Annotated in this window: 16 protein-coding genes; 13 read left to right on the plus strand and 3 right to left on the minus strand. The window is 74.7% G+C overall.

Features of this window, described 5'->3' with window-relative positions:
- From ETD96_RS18425 to ETD96_RS18435, 3 genes are all read right to left on the minus strand, one after another.
- The coding region (locus tag ETD96_RS18425; RefSeq protein WP_240807811.1) for a transglutaminase TgpA family protein at positions 1 to 2,002 on the minus strand (2,002 nt) is incomplete at its 3' end.
- Positions 1,999 to 3,261, minus strand: coding sequence for a DUF58 domain-containing protein (locus tag ETD96_RS18430; RefSeq protein WP_138637696.1), 1,263 nt, complete (start codon positions 3,259 to 3,261; stop codon positions 1,999 to 2,001). The genes ETD96_RS18425 and ETD96_RS18430, both read right to left, overlap by 4 nt.
- A 3-nt stretch (positions 3,262 to 3,264) precedes the next feature.
- Positions 3,265 to 4,311: an AAA family ATPase gene (locus ETD96_RS18435; protein WP_240807813.1), complete on the minus strand. Its 1,047-nt coding sequence runs from the start codon at positions 4,309 to 4,311 to the stop codon at positions 3,265 to 3,267.
- Between the two features lie 372 nt (positions 4,312 to 4,683).
- Between ETD96_RS18435 and mraZ the strand changes: the two genes are divergently transcribed.
- From mraZ to ftsZ, 13 genes are all read left to right on the plus strand, one after another.
- Positions 4,684 to 5,115: a division/cell wall cluster transcriptional repressor MraZ gene (gene mraZ / locus ETD96_RS18440; protein WP_089324294.1), complete on the plus strand. Its 432-nt coding sequence runs from the start codon at positions 4,684 to 4,686 to the stop codon at positions 5,113 to 5,115.
- Positions 5,116 to 5,362: 247 nt separating this feature from the next.
- Positions 5,363 to 6,379, plus strand: a complete 1,017-nt coding sequence (gene rsmH, locus ETD96_RS18445; protein WP_138637697.1) for a 16S rRNA (cytosine(1402)-N(4))-methyltransferase RsmH — start codon at positions 5,363 to 5,365, stop codon at positions 6,377 to 6,379.
- A complete protein-coding gene (ftsL, locus tag ETD96_RS18450; protein ID WP_138637698.1) occupies positions 6,376 to 7,092 on the plus strand; it encodes a cell division protein FtsL in 717 nt (238 codons plus the stop codon). The genes rsmH and ftsL overlap by 4 nt, the downstream gene beginning before the upstream one ends.
- A gap of 634 nt (positions 7,093 to 7,726) precedes the next feature.
- A complete protein-coding gene (locus tag ETD96_RS18455) occupies positions 7,727 to 9,445 on the plus strand; it encodes a peptidoglycan D,D-transpeptidase FtsI family protein (RefSeq protein ID WP_449201638.1) in 1,719 nt (572 codons plus the stop codon).
- A gap of 81 nt (positions 9,446 to 9,526) precedes the next feature.
- Positions 9,527 to 11,062 (plus strand): UDP-N-acetylmuramoyl-L-alanyl-D-glutamate--2,6-diaminopimelate ligase, encoded by a 1,536-nt coding sequence (locus ETD96_RS18460; protein ID WP_138637700.1) that lies wholly within the window; start codon positions 9,527 to 9,529, stop codon positions 11,060 to 11,062.
- Positions 11,059 to 12,441: a UDP-N-acetylmuramoyl-tripeptide--D-alanyl-D-alanine ligase gene (locus tag ETD96_RS18465; protein WP_138637701.1), complete on the plus strand. Its 1,383-nt coding sequence runs from the start codon at positions 11,059 to 11,061 to the stop codon at positions 12,439 to 12,441. The genes ETD96_RS18460 and ETD96_RS18465 overlap by 4 nt, the downstream gene beginning before the upstream one ends.
- The gene (gene mraY, locus ETD96_RS18470; RefSeq protein WP_138637702.1) at positions 12,438 to 13,496 is read left to right on the plus strand and encodes a phospho-N-acetylmuramoyl-pentapeptide-transferase; all 1,059 of its coding nucleotides are present in this window, start codon (positions 12,438 to 12,440) and stop codon (positions 13,494 to 13,496) included. The genes ETD96_RS18465 and mraY overlap by 4 nt, the downstream gene beginning before the upstream one ends.
- The gene (murD, locus tag ETD96_RS18475; RefSeq protein WP_138637703.1) at positions 13,478 to 14,944 is read left to right on the plus strand and encodes a UDP-N-acetylmuramoyl-L-alanine--D-glutamate ligase; all 1,467 of its coding nucleotides are present in this window, start codon (positions 13,478 to 13,480) and stop codon (positions 14,942 to 14,944) included. Before mraY ends, murD begins: the two co-directional genes overlap by 19 nt.
- A 2-nt stretch (positions 14,945 to 14,946) precedes the next feature.
- Entirely contained in the window at positions 14,947 to 16,200 is a 1,254-nt protein-coding gene (gene ftsW / locus ETD96_RS18480) for a putative lipid II flippase FtsW (RefSeq protein ID WP_138637704.1), read from the plus strand.
- Positions 16,201 to 16,240: 40 nt separating this feature from the next.
- Entirely contained in the window at positions 16,241 to 17,335 is a 1,095-nt protein-coding gene (murG, locus tag ETD96_RS18485) for an undecaprenyldiphospho-muramoylpentapeptide beta-N-acetylglucosaminyltransferase (RefSeq protein WP_138637705.1), read from the plus strand.
- Entirely contained in the window at positions 17,332 to 18,738 is a 1,407-nt protein-coding gene (gene murC / locus ETD96_RS18490; RefSeq protein ID WP_138637706.1) for a UDP-N-acetylmuramate--L-alanine ligase, read from the plus strand. The genes murG and murC overlap by 4 nt, the downstream gene beginning before the upstream one ends.
- A 57-nt stretch (positions 18,739 to 18,795) precedes the next feature.
- On the plus strand, positions 18,796 to 19,551 hold the full coding sequence (locus ETD96_RS18495) for a cell division protein FtsQ/DivIB (protein ID WP_240807815.1): 756 nt from the start codon (positions 18,796 to 18,798) through the stop codon (positions 19,549 to 19,551).
- Positions 19,552 to 19,931: 380 nt separating this feature from the next.
- Positions 19,932 to 20,927, plus strand: a 996-nt coding sequence (ftsZ, locus tag ETD96_RS18500; protein ID WP_138637707.1) for a cell division protein FtsZ, incomplete at its 3' end; no start/stop codon positions are given.

Genomic DNA, 20,927 nt, shown 5'->3' on the forward strand with positions numbered 1-20,927 from the left:
GGGCCAGCGCGGCCCAGCGGCGGCGGCGGGTGATCATCCGCAGTGTCATCGGGACGGCCATCAGCAGCAGCACCAGCGCCGCGCCCGCCAGCCAGGGGACGGCGCTGGAGCCGTCCTCCTCGTCGTTCTGCGCGGTGGTGGCGCCGCCGGGGCCCTCGTCGTTGCGGTGGCGGGCGCCCGCGCCGGGCGCCGCGGTGGCCTCGCCGGCGGCGGCGGAGCTGTCCGGCGTCTGCGCGCCCGCGCTGTCGCTCCCGCCGCCGCTGCTGACGGCGGGCTGGCTGTAGGACGGGGCGACGGCGGTGCCCTGCCCGGCGGCGCCGGCCGGCGTCGGCTCGAACCGCACCCAGCCGGTGCCCTGGAAGTACAGCTCCGGCCAGGCGTGCGCGTCCCGCGACCGGACGACCCATTCGCCCGGCCGGACCTCGCTGCCCGGCGTGTACCCCATCGCGACGCGGGACGGGATGCCGAGGATCCGGGCCAGCAGCGCCATCGACGCGGCGTACTGCTCGCAGTAGCCGCGCTTGCCGCGCAGCAGGAACTCGACGAGGTCGTTGCTGTGCTGCGGCGCCGGCGCGGACAGGTCGTAGGTGTACCCGCCGTCGACGGTGAACCAGCTCTGCAGCCGGATGGCCTGCGCGAGCGCGGTCGACGACCCGGCGGTGACCTGCTCGGCCAGCTGTCTGACCTCCTGCGGGATGTTCTTGGGGACCGCCGTGTAGTGCGCGACGATGTCGTCGGGGTAGCCGGCCGCGGCGGCGAGCTGCCCGCTGGTCGGGTCGGCGCGCAGGCTCTCGACGGTGTAGGAGCGGCCGCCCGCCGAGTCGCGCAGCGAGTAGACCATCAGCGACGAGGCGTGCACCCGCCAGTCGCCTTTGATCGCCACGCTGGTCGGCGCGTACGGCACCGGCAGGAACGTCATGTTCCTGACCTCGGGACGCACCCGCACCTGGGTGGTCACCTTGTGCATCCGGCCCATGGTCAGCCCCGGCGGGGGCGGGAGCGCCCGACCGACCGCCACCTTGTCCTTGCCGCTGCTCTTCAGGGGGCTGTAGGTCCAGCGGTCGCCGTCGAACCGGTCCAGGGCGTACAGGCGCAGGTAGTCGGGGCCGTCGGGGTCGTCGGTCCGGTAGGTGAGGACGACCGAGTCGTCCAGCCGGGTCAGTTCCCGCTTCAGGCTGACGAGGGGGTCGGGGGTGGTGACGGTGCGGGTGCCGCCGTTGCCGCCGTTGCCGAGGCCGAACATGCCGCGCGGCTCCAGGCCCGGCACCGCGGCCGGCAGCAGCACCGCGACGGCGACCGCGCCGACCGCGATCCGGCGGCCGCTCACCGCCAGCGGCGTCGCGTCGGGCGGAGCGGCGCCCTCGGCCGGGCCCGGGTCGGCGCCGGCCAGCGGGACCTCGCGGGGCCGCCGGTGGGTGGTGACCGTCCGGCCCCATCCGCCGACCTTCTCGCGGGCGTCGGCCATCAGCAGGCCGAGGAAGCCGAGCGCGCCCGCGCCGAACGCCAGCCAGCCGACGCCGTCCTCCCGGACCGCGGCGGGCACGCTGTACATGGCCAGCAGCGGCAGCCCGGCGGGCGCGGTGCGGTGCAGCCGGACGGCGAGCAGGTCGACCAGCGTCGCGACCAGCCCGATGCCGGCGGCGGTCAGCATCGCGATGCCCGGCAGCGGCGGGACCGGTGCCGCGTACCGGTTCGCGGCCTGCCAGCCGTCCGCGGCGAGGTCGCCGAGGTGCCGCAGCGACTCCGGCGACGGCACGAACACCAGCCACGCCTTGTCGGCGGCGTACACGAGGTCGAGGTAGAGCAGCAGCGCGGCCAGCCCGAACACGAGGTTCATCGGCGCGGGCAGCCGCAGCCGCCGGGACAGCATCCCGCCGCCGGCGACCGCGAGCACCGCGCCGAACCCAGCCCAGAACCAGCCGGCCTGCTCGAACAGCGGGTAGAGGCCGAAGGAGCCGGCGAGCGTCGCCAGCCCGGCCATGGCCGTCATCCGGATCCTCATGCACCGTCCCTGACGAAGTCTTCGCCGGCCTTGCCGGCGGTCGTCCACGCCTGTGCGAGCTCGGCGGCGGTCCGGACGGGCAGCACGCGCCAGCCCGCCGCGCGCAGCAGCCCCGCCGCCGCGTCCGGGGCCGCGCCGTCCGCCGGAGCGGCGGGCCCGCCGCCGACCAGCACCGCGACGCGCGTGCCGGTGCCGCCCCGCACCTCGGCGACCGAGCGGGCCTCCGCGGCGGTCAGCGTGCCGAACACGGCGACCACCAGGCCCTCGCCCTCCCGGCCGCCGCCGCCGCGCAGCGCGGTCAGGCCCGCCGACAGCGACCCGCCCTTGGACCGGTGCGCCACGGCGAGCGCGTCGAGCAGCAGCCCCTCGAACGCGCCCTCGGACGGCGCGGCCGGCAGCGCCTCACCGGCGTCGGTGACGTACCGCAGGCTCATCCCGGTGCGGACGAGGTGCACGCCGATCGACGCGGTCGCCGACACGGCCTGCTCGAACGTGCCGCTCAGCCCCTCGCCCCAGTGCGCGGTGCGGCGGGTGTCGAGGAACAGCGTCCCGCTGCTCTGGAAGTGCTGCTCCTCGCGCCGGACCATCAGCTCGCCGTGCCGGGCGGTGGACCGCCAGTGCACGCGGCGCAGGTCGTCGCCGTGCCGGTACTCGCGCGGGGCGGCGTCGTCCTCACCGGCGGCGGAGACCGCGCGGGCGACGCTGTCGCCGCCGCCCGTCCAGGCGCCCGACAGCCGGCTGTGCGGCAGCGGGACGATCGCGGGCGTCACGGTGAGGGTGTCGGACAGGCTGAACGAGCGCACCAGCTCCACCATCCCGAACGGGTCGGCGAGCCGGACCGTCAGCGGCCCGACGCGGTAGCGCCCGCGCACGTCCGAGCGGATCCGGTAGCCGAGCTGCCGGGAGCCGTGCGGCTCGATCCGCTCCAGCACGAACCGGGCCCGGCCGCCGAGCGCGTAGGGGACCCGGTCCTCCACCATCAGCAGCCCGCTCGGCAGCCGTGACACGTTCTCCAGCCGCAGGTCGACGCGGGACTCCCGGCCGACCGGCAGCCGCGCCGGCTCCAGCCGACGCGCGCACGCGAGCCGGTACCGCGTCCGCGACACGGCGAGCATGCACAGCAGCGGCAGCACCAGCACGAGGACCCCGGCCCGCAGCAGGTCGCGCTCGCCGAGGACGACCGCGCACACGATCGCGGTCGCGCCGGCGGCCACGAAGGACCGCCCGCGCGTGGTGAGGCCGGCGAGCGCGCGTCGCACGGGTCACTTCCCGGGGGAGGGCACCGGCAGCCGCTTCACCAGTTCGGCGACGACCTGCTCGGGGCGGCGCCGCTCCACCTGCGCCTCCGGCGTCGGCAGCAGCCGGTGCGCGAGGACGGGGACGGCGAGTTCCTGGACGTCGTCGGGGACGACGTAGTCGCGGTCGTCGAGCGCCGCGTACGCGCGCGCCGCCCGCACCAGGTGCAGCGTCGCCCGGGGGGACGCGCCGAGCCGCAGCTCGGGGTGCTTGCGGGTGGCGGAGACGAGGTCGATCGCGTACTGCCGCACGGCCGGCGCGACGTGCTGGCGCCGCACCACCTCGATGAGGTCGCGGACGTCGGCGGCGTGCGCGACCGGGGCGAGCCGGTCGAGCGGGGACGCCTGGCCGTGCGTGTCGAGCATCTCCATCTCGGCGGCGGCGTCGGGGTACCCCATCGAGATGCGGGCGGTGAACCGGTCGCGCTGCGCCTCCGGCAGCGGGTAGGTGCCCTCCATCTCCACCGGGTTCTGCGTGGAGATCACCATGAACGGCGGCTCCAGCGCGTAGGTGGTGCCGTCGACCGTGACCTGCCGCTCCTCCATGCACTCCAGCAGCGCCGACTGCGTCTTCGGGGACGCCCGGTTGATCTCGTCGCCGACCACGATGTTGGCGAACACCGGGCCCGGCTTGAACTCGAACTCGCGCAGCTCCTGGTTGTAGGCGCTGACCCCGGTGATGTCGCTGGGCAGCAGGTCCGGGGTGAACTGGACGCGCCGCACCGAGCAGTCGACCGAGCGCGCGAGCGCCTTGGCCAGCATCGTCTTGCCGACCCCGGGCACGTCCTCGATCAGCAGGTGCCCCTCCGCCAGCAGCACCGTGAGCGCGAGCCGCACCACCGAGGGCTTGCCCTCGATGACCGACTCCACCGCGTCCCGGATCTTGTTCGCGACATGGGCGAGCCCGTCGAGCCCGCGGCCGGACCCCTCGCCTCCCGAGGCGCGCCGCCGGGCCGGGTGGGGAGCCGGTGGGTCGGTCTCCATGAACGACTCTCCGTGCGTGCCTACTGCCACCAAACCCTCCTCAGCCGTCCCACCCGACAGTACGTCGTCGGAACGCCCGCCGCGATGTTCATGGGGAACGCGAGCCCATTGTGCTGCACGGGGCGGACAGCGCACGCCGGTCGCCGTCCGCCACTTCGCTCCACCACGATCATCCACCGCGCCCCGCGGCGCCCGGAACCGCGGCGGCGGGTGCCCGCGGCCGGTCCGGCGCGCGGTGGGGGCGCCGGCGGGCCCCACCTCACACCACCCTCTCTGACCTGCGGTTTCGCGCGCGGAATTCGTCCGTGGGAGGTGTTTTTCTTGTTGACGGTGGGGAAGAGTGGAGTAGAGTGGGGCGCCGTGGGGGCGGTAGCACCCCATGCGGCGCGGGAGGTGGGGCCGGTGTTCCTCGGCACCCATTCACCGCGCCTCGACGACAAGGGACGGCTGTTCCTGCCGGCGAAGTACCGCGAGGAGCTGTCGGGGGGATTGGTGATCACGAAGGGCCAGGAACGCTGCCTGTACGTCTTCCCCATGGCGGAGTTCCAGCGGATTACCGAGGCTCTGCGTGCCGCGCCGGTCACGGAGAAGGCGGTCCGGAGCTACAGCCGGGTCTTCTTCGCCAGTGCCTCCGACGAGGTACCGGACAAGCAGGGCCGCGTCACGATTCCTCCTCCCCTGCGCAAGTACGCGGGGCTCACCCGCGACTGCGCGGTCATCGGGGCCAACACGCGCCTGGAGATCTGGGACGCCCAGGCATGGGAGACCTACCTGGAGCAGGAGGAGCAGACGTTCTCCGACGTCTCGGAGGAGGTGTTGCCAGGGATCCTCTGAGCGAATGACTCGTCGGTCCGTTGACCGGCTATGGCCCACGTTCGGCCAGGTCTCCAGCCGCTCTCCGAGCCAGCTGGCGCAGCTTCCCCGGTGCCAGACGGCGACCCCCCGCGGAAACGCGGTGATCTTCCTCTAGGGCAGCGGATGGGGACCTGGCCGGGCGAGGCCGCCGCCGGGGGCGCGGAACGGTCAGGTCCGGCGATGCCACGCAGTCCGCGAGCGAAGTGGCAGTACAGGGGGGTGAACCATGGACGTGGGCGACCACGCGTCCGAGGAGGCCGGCGTGCCCGCCGGCGACCGGGGGGCCGGCAGCGGCCACGTGCCGGTGATGCTCTGCCGCATCCTCGAGCTCCTCGTCCCCGCCGCCGAGGCGGTGACGGGCCGCGACCCCGTCTACCTGGACGCCACGCTCGGCATGGGCGGCCACGCCGAGGCGATGCTGCGCGCCGTGCCGCGGCTGCGGCTGATCGGCCTCGACCGCGACACCCTCGCGCTGGAGCGCTCCGCCCGCCGGCTCGCGCCGTTCGGCGACCGGGTCACGCTGGAGCACGCCGTCTACGACGAGATTCCGGCGGTGCTGCGCCGGACCGGCGTGCGCGCGGTGGACGCCGTCCTGTTCGACCTCGGGGTGTCCTCCCCGCAGCTCGACGAGGCCGACCGCGGCTTCGCCTACTCCTACGACGCGCCGCTCGACATGCGGATGGACCGCACCCAGCGCCTCACCGCCGCCGAGGTCGTCAACGGCTACCCGCCCGCCGAGCTCGCCCGCATCCTGCGCGAGTACGGCGAGGAGCGGTTCGCCCAGCGGATCGCCTCGGCCATCGTGCGCGAGCGCGAGCGCGCCCCGCTGGACTCCACCCGCCGGCTCGCCGACCTCGTCCGCACCGCCATCCCGGCCGCGACCCGCCGCACCGGCGGCAACCCGGCCAAGCGCACCTTCCAGGCGCTGCGCATCGAGGTGAACGGCGAACTCGACAGCTGGCGCCGGGCCCTGCCCGCCGCACTGGACGCGCTCCCGGTCGGGGGCCGGGTCGCCGTCCTGTCCTACCACTCCCTCGAGGACCGCATCACCAAGCAGGTCCTCGCCGCCCAGGCGGCCGACACCACCCCGCCGGACCTGCCCGTCCCGCTGCCCGAGCACGAGCCGAGGTTCCGGCTCCTGACGCGCGGGGCCGAGCTGCCGTCCGACGCGGAGACCACGACCAACCCACGGGCCGGATCGGTGCGGCTGCGCGCCGCGGAGCGGGTCCGGGAGGCGACATGACGACGACGAGCAGGCGCCCGCCGACCAAGGCGCCGAAGAAGAAGAGGACGGCGGCGCCGGGGCCCGCGGCGCGGGGCGCGACGGCGACGGCCCCGCCGAAGGCTCCCGCCGCGGCCGCGCCGAAGACGGAGGCCAAGGCCCCGGCCAAGGCCGCGGGCAAGGCCCCGGCCAAGACCGCGGCGGGCAAGGGCACGGCCGCCGCGCCCGCGAAGGCGGCGGGCGGCGCGAAGGCGAAGGCGGCGGTCCGGGCACGTCCGGCCGCGGCCGGACGGCCCGCGCCGCGCGCGCCGTTCGTGCTGCTCATCGTCGGGCTGCTCGGCGGCGCGCTGGTGAGCCTGCTGCTGCTCAACACCGTCCTCGCCAAGGACGCGTTCACCCTGACGCGGCTCCAGCAGAGCAACAAGCAGCTGGAGCAGCAGCGCCAGGCGTACGAGGAGGAGATCGCCCGCGAGGGCTCGCCGGCGGGGCTGGCGCGCAAGGCCAGGGCGCTCGGCATGAAGGAGGCCGAGGACCCGGCCTTCTTCGACACCGAGACCGGCCGGCCCGGCGCCGGGAAGATCCGGCCCGTCCCGCAGGCGGCCGCCGCGTCGGCGGGCGCCGCGGGCGTGCTCGGCGTCCCCGGCACCGTGGTGCCCGGCGACGGCGTGCGGCCGCCGGCCGACACCGGCGCGCGCCAGGGCACCGGCGCGCGGGCCGGGAACGGGACGCCGTGACACGGCGCGGCCGCGGGGAGCGGGGGAGACCATGACGAAACGGCCGGGACCCGGGGCCGCCGGCCCTCCGCCCGGCCGGCGGCGCGGGCCGGAGGGCAGGGCCTCCCGGGGCTCGGCCGGGCGGGACGACAAGAGCGGCCCGGGCGCGGCGCGCGCGTCCGGGCCTCCGGCAGGCGGCACTCCGCGCGCCCCCGGCGGGCGGGCCGACGGCGCGGGACGGCCGGGCGGCAAGGGCGGCGCGCCCCGCCGTCCCGCGCGCGGCGGGACGGGCTCCGCCCCCCGCCGCGAGACGCCGCGCAAGTCCGGAGAAGGCAGGACGGGCGACCGCAAGGCGCCCGGTAACAAGGCGTCCAGCGGCAAGGCGGCCGGTAGTAAGGCGTCCAGTGGCAAGGCGTCCGACCGGAAGACCGCCGGCCGCAAGGCCGCCGACCGCAAAACGGCGTCCCGCACGGAGCCGCCGAAGGGCGCGTCCACCGGCAGGCCCGCGCGCAAGAAGGCGCCCGCGGGCACCGCGCCCGGCAAGAGCGCCGCGCGCTCCGGCGGCGGCCCGCGCGGGCCGCGCCCCGGCGGTTCCGGGCCGCGCCCGCCGGGCCGGGTGCCGCGCCCCCGCGTGCCGTTCAACCGCCGCGACCCGATGAAGCGGCTCAACGTCGGCCTGCTCGCCGTCGCGTTCCTGCTGTCGCTGTTCGCCGGGCGCCTCGTCCAGCTGCAGACGATCGAGTCCGGCAAGTACACCGCGGAGGCGATGCGGCAGCGGATGCAGGAGATCGAGCTGCCCGCCGTCCGCGGCGACATCACCGACGCCCAGGGCCATCCCCTCGCCATGACGGTGGAGGCGCGCGCCATCTACGCCGACCCGTCGCTGATCGAGGACGGCCGGCGGCAGGCGGTGGTGAACGCGCTCGCCCCGACGCTCGGCCTGAACCCGGCGACGCTGATGAAGCAGGTCAGCAAGCCCGACACCCGGTTCGTGTACCTGGCGCACGGGGTCCGCCCCGACCAGGCCCGGCTCATCACCTCCTGGGACCTCCCCGGAATCGGAACTCTTCCGGAATACCGCCGCGAATACCCCAACGACTCGCTGGCCGCGAGCGTCATAGGGTTCGTGAACGACACGGGCAAGGGCGCCGCCGGCCTGGAGAGCTCGATGAACGACGTGCTCGCCGGCCGCGAGGGCTGGCAGCGGGTGGAGATCAGCCTGGAGGGCCAGCACATCCCCATGGGCGAGGACCAGAAGCGCCCCTCCGTGCCCGGCCGCGGCGTCCGCCTCACGCTCCAGCGCGACCTGCAGTTCAAGGCGCAGGAGGCCATCGAGAAGCAGGTCAAGGCCACCCGCGCCGAGAGCGGCAGCGTCATCGTCATGGACCCGCGCACCGGGAAGCTGCTCGCGATGGCCTCGGCGCCCGGGTTCGACCCGAACAGCTACGGCGACTCCGACCGGTCCCGGTGGGGCAGCCCGCTCGTCCAGAACGCCTACGAGCCCGGCAGCACCGGCAAGGTCGTCACGGCCGCCGCCGTCATGGAGCACGGCGGCGTCACCAAGAGCACCCCCTACACCGTGCCCGACAAGATCCGGAAGTACGACGTCGAGTTCCACGACTCGCACCCGCACGCGCCCGAGCGGCTCACGTTCGCAGGGGTGCTGGCCAAGTCCAGCAACGTCGGCACCATCATGGCCAGCGAGAGCATCAGCTCCCAGCAGCTCTACGGGACGCTCCGCGACTTCGGGTTCGGCCAGCGGACCGGCCTGCCGCTGCCCGGCGAGACGTCCGGCCTGCTGCCGCCGCCGGCCAAATGGTCGGGCACCGACCGGTACTCGATCGCGTTCGGGCAGACCGCGTCGGTGAACGCGGTGCAGATGGCGAGCGTGTACGCGACAATCGCCAACGGCGGCGTCCGCGTCGCGCCCACCCTGGTCGAGGGCACCGTCGGCGAGGACGACGCGTTCACGCCGGCGCCGGCGCCCGCGCGCAAGCAGGTCATCAGCGCCAAGACGGCCCGTGACATCAGCGACATGCTGGAGGGCGTCACCACCGACGAGGGCACCGCCCCCAAGGCCCAGATCCCGGGCTACCGCGTCGCCGGCAAGACCGGCACCGCCGAGAACGTCAACCCGCGATGCGGCTGCTACAAGGGCGGCGGCTACACCGCGTCCTTCGCGGGATTCGCCCCGGCGGACGACCCGCAGCTCGTCGTGCAGGTCGTCCTGCAGAACCCGAAGCGCGGCAGCCACTATGGTGGCGATGCGGCCGCTCCGGTCTTCAAGGACGTGATGAGCTTCGCGCTGCAGTCCGAGAAGATCCCGCCGACGGGGAGCCGACCGCCGATCATCCAGATCCACGCCCGAGACTGAGCGCAGCGAGTACCCTCCTCGCCTGTGAGTCCACCACCCGTGTCCCACCAGTCCCGTTCCGCGAGCACCGAAAGAACAGCCATGCGTCCGACCACCAATCCGGCCCGTCCGCTGAGCGGGCTCGCGGAGCTCCTCGGGATCGAATGGGACGGACGGGACGACACGTCGGTCACGGGCATCACGCACGACTCGCGGGCGGTGCGCCGCGGCGACGTCTACGCGGCGCTGCCCGGCGCCCGCGCGCACGGCGCCCAGTTCGCCGGCCAGGCCGCCGACGCGGGCGCGGCGGCGGTCCTCACCGACCCGGCCGGGTACGACCGGGCCGCGGCGGCGGGCCTGCCGGTCCTCGTGGTCGCCGACGTCCGCGCGCGGCTCGGCGAGGCCGCGTCCTGGGTCTACGGCGAGCCGGGGCGGGACATCACGCTCATCGGCGTCACCGGCACCAGCGGCAAGACCACCACCGTGTTCCTGGTGGACGCGGGCCTGCGCGCCGCCGGGATCGAGACGGGCCTGGTCGGCGGCGTCGAGATCCGGGTGGGCGGCGAGGTGGTGCCGAGCGCGCTGACGACGCCGGAGTCGACCGACCTGCACGCGCTGCTGGCGATGATGCGCGAGCGCGGCGTCGGCGCCGCCGCGATGGAGGTGTCCAGCCACGCGCTCGTGCAGGGCCGCGTCGGCGGCGCCCGCTACGAGGTCGCGGTGTTCACGAACCTCTCCCAGGACCACCTGGACTACCACCCCACCATGCAGGACTACTTCCTGGCGAAGGCGCGGCTGTTCACCCCCGAGTACTCCCGCGTCGGCGTGGTCAACCTCGACGACCACTACGGCCGCGAGCTGCTGGAGATCGCCGCGGTGCCGACGACGACGTTCTCCCCGTCCGGGGACCCGGCGGCCGACTGGCGCGCCGAGGACGTGCGCGTCGGCGCCGACGGCAGCGTGTTCCGCGTGGTGGGGCCGGGCGGCATCGAGGCGGACGCGGAGGTCCGGCTCGCCGGGCCGTTCAACGTCGCCAACGCGCTCGCCGCGATCGTGGCGCTGGTCGAGGCCGGCATCACGCTGCAGGCGGCCGTCAGCGGCGTCGGGTCGCTGCCCGGCGTCCCCGGCCGGCTGGAGCGCGTCGACGAGGGCCAGGACTTCGTCACCCTCGTCGACTACTCGCACAAGCCGGGCGCGGTCGAGGCCGTGCTGACCGCGCTGCGGCCCGTCACCGAGGGCGAGCTCACGGTGGTGCTCGGCTGCGGCGGCGACCGCGACCGCGGCAAGCGGCCGCTCATGGGGGAGGCCGCCGCCCGGCTGGCCGACATGGCGTATTTCACCAACGACAACCCGCGGTCGGAAGATCCGCTGGCCATCCTCGCCGCTATGGTCGAGGGCGGGCTCAAGGTGCCGCAGCCCGAGCGCGCGCACATCGTCGTGGAGCCCGACCGCGCCGCCGCGATCGGGCTGGCCGTCGGCCGGGCCCGCCGCGGTGACGTCGTCGTCGTCGCGGGCAAGGGCCACGAGCAGGGGCAGAGCGTGGCGGGCGAGACCCATCCGTTCGACGACCGCGAGGTCGTCCGCGCGGCGCTGCGAAGCCGGAGACAAGGGACTAGAGGGGACGGGACGCAGGCGTGATCCCACTTCCGCTGGCGACGATCGCGGAGATCACGGGGGGCGCCCTTCACGGGCCGCCGGACGTCGTGGTGAGCGGCCCCGTGGTCATCGACTCCCGCGCGGTGGAGCCCGGGGCGCTGTTCGCGGCGTTCAAGGGCGAGCGCGCGGACGGGCACGACTTCGCGGCCGGGGCGCTGGCCGCCGGGGCCGCCGCGGTGCTGGCGCAGCGCCCGGTCGAGGGGCCGTGCGTGGTCGCGGCCGACGTCCAGGAGGCGCTCGGACGGCTGGCCAGGGGCCTGCTGGAGCGGCTCCCCGACCTCACGGTCATCGCGGTGACCGGCTCGGCGGGCAAGACCTCCACCAAGGACCTCATCGCGCAGGTGGTGGGCCGCGCCGGGCCGACGGTGCACCCGCCGGGCTCGTTCAACAACGAGATCGGGCTGCCGCTCACCGCGCTGCGCGCCGACGCGGGCACCCGCCACCTCGTGCTGGAGATGGGCGCGCGCGGCATCGGCCACATCGCCTACCTGACCGGGATCGCCCGGCCCGACGTCGGGGTGGTGCTGAACGTCGGCACCGCGCACGTCGGGGAGTTCGGCGGCCGGGAGAACATCGCCCGCGCCAAGGGCGAGATCGTCGAGGCGGTGCCGCCGGGCGGCACGGCCGTCCTGAACGCCGACGACCCGCTGGTCGCCGCGATGGCGTCCCGCACCCGGGGCGAGGTCGTGACGTTCGGCCGCGGCCCGGACGCGGTCGTCCGCGCGACCGGCGAGACGCTCGACGAGCAGGGCCGGGCCCGGTTCACCCTCGTCACCCCGGAGGGGTCGGCGCCGGTCGCGCTGCGCCTGCACGGGTCGCACGCCGTCCCGAACGCGCTCGCCGCGGCCGCCGCCGCGCGCGCCGCCGGGCTGGCGCCGGACGCGGTCGCCGGGGCGCTGTCGGCGGCGGTGCCGGTCAGCCGGTGGCGGATGGAGGTCACCGAGCGGCCCGACGGGGTGACCGTGGTGAACGACGCCTACAACGCCAACCCCGACTCGACGCTCGCCGCGCTGGACGTGCTGGTCCACATGGCCCGCGGGCGGCGCGCCTTCGCGGTGCTGGGCGAGATGGCCGAACTCGGCGACGCCTCCGTGGCGGAACATGCCAAGATCGGGCAGCATGTCGCGCGCAGCGGGATCGCCGGGCTCGTCGTGGTGGGCGCGAACGCGGCGGCGATGGCCGAAGGGGCCGGGCAGGTGGCGTCATGGACGGGAGAGTGCGTACAGGTGGATGACGTCGGCGCGGCGGTGGCCGTGCTCAGCGAGCGGCTCGCGCCGCGGGACGTCGTGCTGGTGAAGGGCTCGCGCGTGGCCGGGCTGGAACGGGTGGCCGAGGCGCTGCTGGCGGAGGCCGCCCGATGACCAACATCATCATCGCCGCGGGGATCGCGCTGGTCTTCGTGGTGGTCGGCACGCCGGTGTGGATCCGGATCGTCAACCGGCTCGGCTACGGCCAGATGATCCGCGACGAGGGCCCCGAGGCGCACCTCAAGAAGCGCGGCACCCCCACGATGGGCGGGGCGGTGTTCATCGTCGGCGCGCTCGTCGGCTACGCCGCGGCGCACCTGGTCACCGGCGAGGAGCCGACGATCTCCGGCGTCCTCGTGCTGTTCCTGATGACGGGCCTCGGCCTCGTCGGCTTCGTCGACGACTACATCAAGGTGTTCAAGCAGCGCAGCCTCGGCCTGCGCAGCGGCGCCAAGATGGTCGGGATCATCCTCGTCGGCGTCGTGTTCGCCGTCGGGTCGCTGAACTTCCCCAACGGCTACCAGGTCACCCCCGCCGACCCCCACCTGTCCTTCCTGCGCGACTTCGGCCCCTCGATCGGCCCGTACCTGTTCGTGCTGTGGGCGCTGCTGCTCATCGCGGCCATGTCCAACGGCGTGAACCTCACCGACGGGCTGGACGGCCTCGCCGCGGGCCCGGCCGGCATGGTGCTGGCCGCCTACGTGATCATCGGCAACTGGCAGCTGCGCAACAGCTGCGCCGCCGCCCTCGCCCCCAACTGCTACAGCGTCCGCGACCCCCTCGACCTCGCGGTGGTCGCCGCGGCCGTGCTCGGCGGCGTGTTCGGCTTCCTGTGGTGGAACGCCCCGCCCGCGAAGATCTTCATGGGCGACACCGGCTCGCTGGCGCTCGGCGGCGTGCTGGTCGGCCTCGCGATCCTGACCCGCACCCAGTTCCTGCTCGCGATCCTCTGCGGCCTCATCGTGATGATCACGCTGTCGGTGATCATCCAGGTCGGCGGGTTCAAGATGACCGGGAAACGGGTGTTCAAGATGGCCCCGCTGCAGCACCACTTCGAGTTGTCCGGCTGGGCCGAGACCACGATCGTCGTGCGCTTCTGGCTGATGTCCGCGCTGTTCACCGCGGCCGGGCTCGGCCTGTTCTACCTGGAATGGATGCCGAAGAAGTGAACGAGCCCTGGGACGGCCTGTCGGTGTGCGTGGCGGGGCTCGGCGTGTCCGGCCGCGCCGCCGCCCGCGTCCTCGCCGGCCGCGGCGCCCGCGTCACGATCGTGGACGCCCGCGACGGCGACGAGCAGCGCGGGCACGCCGCCGAGCTGGCGGCCCGCGGGGTCGCCGTCCGGCTCGGCGACGGCGAGCGCCTTCCCGAGGGCACCGAGCTGGTCGTGACCTCGCCCGGCTGGCGGCCGGACGTGCCGCTGCTCGCCGCGGCCGCCGCCGCGGGCATCGAGATCATCGGCGAGGTGGAGCTGGCGTGGCGGCTGCGCGGGCCGGCCGCCGCGCCGTGGCTGGCCATCACCGGGACGGACGGCAAGACCACCGTGGTCCGCATGCTGGCCTGCATGCTCACCGCGGCGGGGCACAAGGCCCTCGCGGTCGGCAATGTCGGGACGCCGATTGTCGAGGCCATTGGGGGGTCTGGGGGGTCGCCCTCCCAGGATGAGCACAGCGAGCCGTACGACGTCCTCGCGGTGGAGCTGTCGAGCTACCAGCTGCACTGGTCCAGCTCGCTCGCGCCGGAGGCGGCCGTCGTGCTGAACGTCGCCCCCGACCACCTCGACTGGCACGGCACCATGGACGCCTACGTCGGCGCCAAGGGCAAGATCTACGCGCCGGGCGCCGTCGCGGTCTACAACGCCGACGACGACACGTCCGCGGCGCTCGCCGAACGCGCCGAGGGCGTGCGCGGCCGGGTCGGGTTCACCCTCCAGGTGCCGCGGCCCGGCGAGCTCGGCGTCGTCGAGGACCTGCTCGTCGACCGCGCCTTCACCGACGACCCCGCGCACCACGCCGCCGAGCTGGCCGCGCTCGCCGACGTCCGCCCGTACGCGCCGCACAACGTCGCGAACGCGCTCGCCGCCGCCGCGCTGGCGCGCTGCTTCGGGGTGCCGCCGGAGGCGGTCCGCGCGGGCCTGCGGGCGTTCGTCCCGGACCCGCACCGCATCCAGCACGTCGCCGACGTCGACGGCGTCGCCTACGTCAACGACTCCAAGGCCACCCAGCCGCACGCCGCCGCCGCGTCCCTCGCCGCCTACGAGCCCGTCGTGTGGATCGCCGGGGGCCTGCTCAAGGGGCTGGACGTCGACGACCTCGTGCGCTCGTGCGCCGCGCGGCTGCGCGGCGTGGTGCTGATGGGCCGCGACCGGCACCGGATCGCGGAGGCACTCGCGCGACACGCCCCGGATGTCCCCGTCGTCGACGTCTCCGACACCGACACTGGGGCCATGGAACGCGTCGTCAACGAAGCCTCCGCCCTCGCCCGCCCCGGGGACACCGTGCTCCTCGCGCCCGTCGGGGCGTCCTTCGACATGTTCGCCAACTACCCGGCCCGCGGCGAGGCGTTCATCGCGGCCGTCGAACGCCTCGCCGGGACGGCCGGCGCCGGGGCGGCCGAGTAGCCGTGACCGCCGCTGCCGAGGAGGAGGGCGGCGGGCGTCCGGGGCCGCGCGAGCACGTGGCCGCCGCCGTCGGGCTGCTCGACCGGCCCCTCACCTCCTACTACCTGGTGCTGGGCTGCTCGATCATGCTGCTCGCGCTCGGCCTGACGATGGTGCTGTCGGCCTCCAGCGTCAAGCAGCTCCAGGCGACGGGCTCGGCGTACACGCTGTTCCAGAAGCAGGCGGTGTGGATGGCGATCGGGCTGCCCGCCATGTGGCTGGCGTCCCGGCTGCCGGTGCGGACGTTCCGCGCGCTCGCCTACCCGCTGGTCCTGCTGTCGGTCGTCGCGCTTGGGCTGGTGCTCGTGCCGGGCCTCGGCCGCAGCGCGGGCGGCGCCACCCGCTGGGTCGACCTCGGCCCGCTGCAGATCCAGCCGTCCGAGCTCGCCAAGCTCGGCCTGGTGCTGTGGGGCGCCGACCTGCTGGCCCGCAAGGACCGGCTCGGCCAGCTCACCGAGTGGCGGCCGCTGCTGGTGCCGCTGATGCCGGGCGCCGGGATCCTCGTGCTGCTGGTCATGCTGGGCAGCGACCTCGGCACCACGCTGGTGCTCCTCACCATCTTCCTGGCGCTGCTGTGGGTCGTCGGCGCGCCCGGCCGGCTGTTCGTCGGCATCGCGGGGCTCGTGTGCCTGCTGGTGTCGATCCTCATCGTCGTCGAGCCGTACCGGATGCAGCGCCTCACGGGGTTCCTCGACCCGTCGGGCAACAAGCTGACCACCAACTACCAGGGCACCCAGGGGCTGTACGCGCTCGCGTCCGGCGGGCTGTTCGGCACCGGCCTCGGCGAGGGCCGCGCCAAGTGGGACTACCTTCCGCACGCCGAGACCGACTTCATCTTCGCGATCGTGGGGGAGGAGTTCGGCCTCATCGGCACGCTCGTCGTCGTCGGCCTGTTCGGGACGCTCGCCTACGCCGGGCTGCGCATCGCGCGGCGGGTGAAGGACCCCTTCACCCGGCTCGCGGCCGCCGGCGTGACCGCCTGGCTGGTCGTGCAGGCCATCGTGAACATCGGCGCCGTCATCGCCGTCCTGCCCATCACGGGGATCCCGCTCCCGCTGGTCTCCTACGGCGGTTCCGCGCTCATCCCGAGCCTGTTCGCGCTCGGGATGCTGCTCGCCTTCGCCAAACGGGAGCCCGGCGCGCGGCAGGCACTCTCCGCACGTGGCCCCGGACCCGTCGTGAGGGCTCTAAGCTGGCTGGGTCTGGCACGGCGTTGAAATCCCCCCTTTCGAACACGCTGAGGAGTTGTCAACGAGCATGAGGGTTGTCCTGGCCGGCGGGGGCACCGCCGGACACATCGAGCCCGCCCTGGCCCTCGCCGACGCGCTGCGCCGCAACGACCCGAACACCGGGATCGTCTGCCTCGGGACCGAGCGGGGGCTGGAGACCCGCCTCGTCCCGCAGCGGGGGTACGAGCTCGCGCTGATCCCGCCGGTGCCGCTGCCGCGCACGCTGACCCCGCAGCTGCTGTCGGTGCCCGGCCGGCTGCGCGGCGCGATCAACGCGGCGGCGGCCGTCCTGGACCAGGCCCAGGCCGACATCCTGGTCGGCTTCGGCGGCTACGTCGCCACGCCCGGCTACCTCGCGGCCCGCAAGCGCAAGGTGCCGATCATCGTGCACGAGGCCAACCCCAAGCCCGGCCTCGCCAACAAGCTCGGCGCCCGGTTCACCGAGCACGTCGCCGTTTCGCACGCCGACTCGCCGCTGCCGAACCCGACGTTCGTCGGCATCCCGCTGCGCCGCGAGATCGCCACGCTCGACCGGCTCGCGATGGGCGACAAGGCCCGCTCCTACTTCGGGCTGCTGCCCGACCTGCCCACGCTGCTGATCTTCGGCGGCTCGCAGGGCGCCCGCTCGCTGAACCAGGCCGCGGTGGCCGCCGCGCCGTACTTCCGGCAGGCCGGCATCCAGGTGCTGCACATCGTCGGGCCGAAGAACACCGAGGAGCCCGAGCCCGCGTCCGGCGGCCCGCAGTACGTCACGATCCCCTACTGCGACCGGATGGACCTCGCCTACGCCGCCGCCGACATGGCGATGTGCAGGGCGGGCGCCATGACCTGCGCCGAGCTGGCCGCCGTCGCGCTGCCCGCGGTGTACGTGCCGCTGCCGATCGGCAACGGCGAGCAGCGGCTGAACGCCGAGCCGATCGTCGCGGCAGGCGGCGGCATGCTGGTCGACAACGCCGAGCTGTCGCCCGACTGGATCGCCGCGCACCTGCTGCCGGTGCTGGCCGACCCGGCCCGGGTCGCGCACATGTCGGAGGCCGCCGGCCGGATGGGCCGCCGGGACGCCGACGTCGCGCTCGCCCGCATGGTGTACGACGTGGTCCGCGCCGCGGGCGCCGCGCGATGAGCCTGATCGACCCGAGTGCGGTGGTCCCGGCCGGCGAGCTCGGCCGGGTCCACTTCATCGCGATCGGGGGCGCCGGGATGTCCGGCATCGCCCGCATCATGCTGCGGCGGGGGATGGCGGTGTCCGGCAGCGACGCCCGCGACTCCGAGCTGCTCGGCCAGCTCGGCGACCTCGGCGCCAAGGTCTTCGTCGGGCACGACGCCGCGCACGTGGGCGAGGCCGACACGGTGGTGGTCTCCACGGCGATCCGGGAGTCCAACCCCGAGCTGGTCGCCGCCCGCGAGCGGGGGCTGCGCGTCCTGCACCGGTCCGCGGCGCTCGCGTCGCTGATGGCCGGGCGGCGCGCCGTCGCGGTCGCCGGGACGCACGGCAAGACCACCACGACGTCGATGCTGACGGTCGCGCTCCAGCACGCGGGCGCCGACCCGTCCTACTGCATCGGCGGGCAGCTCGTCACCACGGGCCTCGGCGCCGACGAGGGCACCGGCGACGTGTTCGTCGCCGAGGCCGACGAGAGCGACGGCTCGTTCCTCATGTACACCCCGCACATCGCGGTCGTCACCAACGTCGAGGCCGACCACCTCGACAACTACGGCGGCTTCGAGAAGGTGAAGGAGAACTTCGCCCGGTTCGTCGACCGGGTCGAGCCGGGCGGGACGCTCGTCGCGGGCGCCGACGACCCGGTCGCGATGGAGCTCGCCGCCCTCGCGCGGGAGCGCGGGCTGACCGTCCGCACCTACGGCGAGGCCGCGGGCGCCGACCTGCGGGTGACCGGTTTCACGCCGCGCGGCCTCGGCTCCCGGTTCGAGATCGAGGGCGCCGGCGAGGTCGTGCTGGGCGTGCCGGGGCGGCACAACGCGCTCAACGCCACCGCCGTCATCGCGGTCGCGCGGGCCCTCGGCCTGGACGACGCGCCGGTGCGGGCGGGCCTCGCCGCGTTCGGCGGCGCGATGCGGCGGCTGGAGCGCAAGGGCGCGGCGGGCGGCGTCGAGGTGTTCGACAGCTACGCCCACCACCCGACCGAGCTGATTGCCGACCTGGAGGCCACCCGCGACTACCTGGGGGAGAAGGGCGAGGGCGGCCGCATCGTCGCGGTGTTCCAGCCGCACCTGTACAGCCGCACCCGGTTCTTCGCCGCCGAGTTCGGCGCGGCGCTCGGCCGCGCCGACGTCGCGGTCGTGCTGGACGTGTACGGCGCCCGCGAGGACCCGGAGCCCGGGGTGACCGGCGCGCTCGTCGCGGACGCCGTCCCGGCCGGCACCGAGACCGTGTACGCGCCCGTCCGCGACGAGGTGCCCGGCATCGCGGCGTCCCTGGCCAGGCCCGGCGACGTCGTCATCACGCTCGGCGCCGGGGACGTGACGCAGCTCGGGCCGCTCGTCCTGGAGCGCCTCGGCGGGTGACACGCCGCCGGCCGCGCGGTCGGCGGCGCGCGGGGGGAGAACTGCCAAGCTTGGGTCATGACCGAGGTACGGACCGGCCGGCACGCCGTCCCGGGGGAGGACTCCGGCGGAGCGGCGGGGGAGGGGCGCGGCCGGCCGAACCGGTGGAAGGCGATCTTCGTCACGCTGCTGGTCGTCGGCGCGCTCGGCCTGGTGACCTGGGTGCTGCTCGGCTCCCGGCTGCTGGTGGTGCGGCATGTCGAGGTCGCGGGCGCCGGGCTGGCGCCCCGCGACCGGATCGTCGCCGCCGCCGCGATCGACCTCGGCACCCCGATGGCGCGGCTGCGCACCGGCGCGGTCGCCGAGCGGGTCGAGCGGCTCCGCGAGGTGGAGTCGGCGCGGATCGAGCGGCACTGGCCGGGCACGGTCCGGATCGTCGTGCGGGAGCGCGCGCCGGTGGCGGTCTTCGGCCGCGACGGGCGCTACCACCTGCTCGACCGGCACGGCGTCACGGTGGCCGACCGGGAGTCGCGCCCGTCCGGGCTGCCGGCGCTGACGGTGGCCTCGCCGGGGCCGTCCGACCGGGCGACCGGCGCGGCGCTCGCCGTGCTCACCGGCCTGCCGGAGCGGCTGGGCCGCGCGGTGGCCGAGGTGGAGGCCACCGGGCCGGAGGCCGTCACGCTGCACATGGCGGACGGGCAGACGGTCGTGTGGGGCGCCGCCGAGCGGGCGGAGGAGAAGGTCAGGCTGCTGGACGCCGTGCGGCGCACCGCGTCCGGCCGCGCGATCCGCACCATCGACATCAGCTCCCCCGAGGTCCTGAAGACGAAGTGAGGCCCCGAAGTGGGCCGGGTGCGTGTGTCGCGGCGATTCCCGCCGCCCGATCGGGCACGCTGGAACGGTCATGCCGGACCGATGCGGACGGGGAGGGGGGGACGCCGATGCGCGCGGGCGCTGCACCGGGCGGGGGCCCGACGACAACCTGGGCAAACCCATGCCAGCTGCGACACGCCGGTGGAGTTCGGGGGAGGTTAGTTGACCCTGGCGGTAAGGCCGCCCTACTGTCCGTATCAGTCTTCAGGTTGACATAAGTGTAAGCCTCAAGTTGAGGGTGAGGGTTTCGGCCCCGCCCCCAGTGCACAGGTCGGAACACCGCGGCGGCACGGTCGGCAGGCCGGTCTGGGCGGTCGGAGAGAGCGGAAAGGCCCCTCGTCGTGGCAGCACCGCAGAACTACCTCGCGGTCATCAAGGTCGTCGGCATCGGCGGCGGCGGCGTCAACGCCGTCAACCGGATGATCGAAGAGGGTCTCAAGGGCGTCGAGTTCATCGCGATCAACACGGACGCCCAGGCGCTGCTGATGAGTGACGCCGACGTGAAACTGGACGTGGGCCGCGAGCTCACCCGCGGCCTCGGCGCCGGGGCCAACCCGGACGTGGGCCGCAAGGCCGCCGAGGACCACCGGGAGGAGATCGAGGAGGTCCTCAAGGGCGCCGACATGGTGTTCGTCACCGCCGGGGAGGGCGGCGGCACCGGCACCGGCGGCGCGCCCGTGGTCGCCAACATCGCCCGCTCGCTCGGCGCGCTCACCATCGGGGTGGTGACCCGCCCCTTCAGCTTCGAGGGCAAGCGGCGCGCCATGCAGGCCGAGGCCGGCATAGAGACGCTGCGCGACGAGGTCGACACCCTCATCGTCATCCCCAACGACCGGCTGCTGTCGATCTCCGACCGGCAGGTCAGCGTGCTGGACGCCTTCAAGGCCGCCGACCAGGTGCTGCTGTCCGGTGTCCAGGGCATCACCGACCTCATCACCACCCCGGGCCTGATCAACCTCGACTTCGCCGACGTCAAGTCCGTGATGTCCGGCGCCGGCTCGGCGCTGATGGGGATCGGCTCCGCGCGCGGCGACGACCGCAGCGTCGCCGCCGCCGAGATGGCGATCTCCAGCCCGCTGCTGGAGGCCAGCATCGACGGCGCGCACGGCGTGCTGCTGTCCATCTCCGGCGGCTCCGACCTCGGCCTGTTCGAGATCAACGAGGCCGCGCAGCTGGTGTCGAACGCCGCCGCCCCGGACGCCAACATCATCTTCGGCGCGGTCATCGACGACGCGCTCGGCGACGAGGTCCGGGTCACGGTGATCGCGGCGGGTTTTGACGAGGGGCGCCCTGCCAAGCCGGCTCCGGAGCCGGAGGGCTGTCTCTTATACCCATCT

It is taken from the genome of Actinomadura geliboluensis (assembly GCF_005889745.1).
GTDB lineage: Bacteria > Actinomycetota > Actinomycetes > Streptosporangiales > Streptosporangiaceae > Spirillospora > Spirillospora geliboluensis.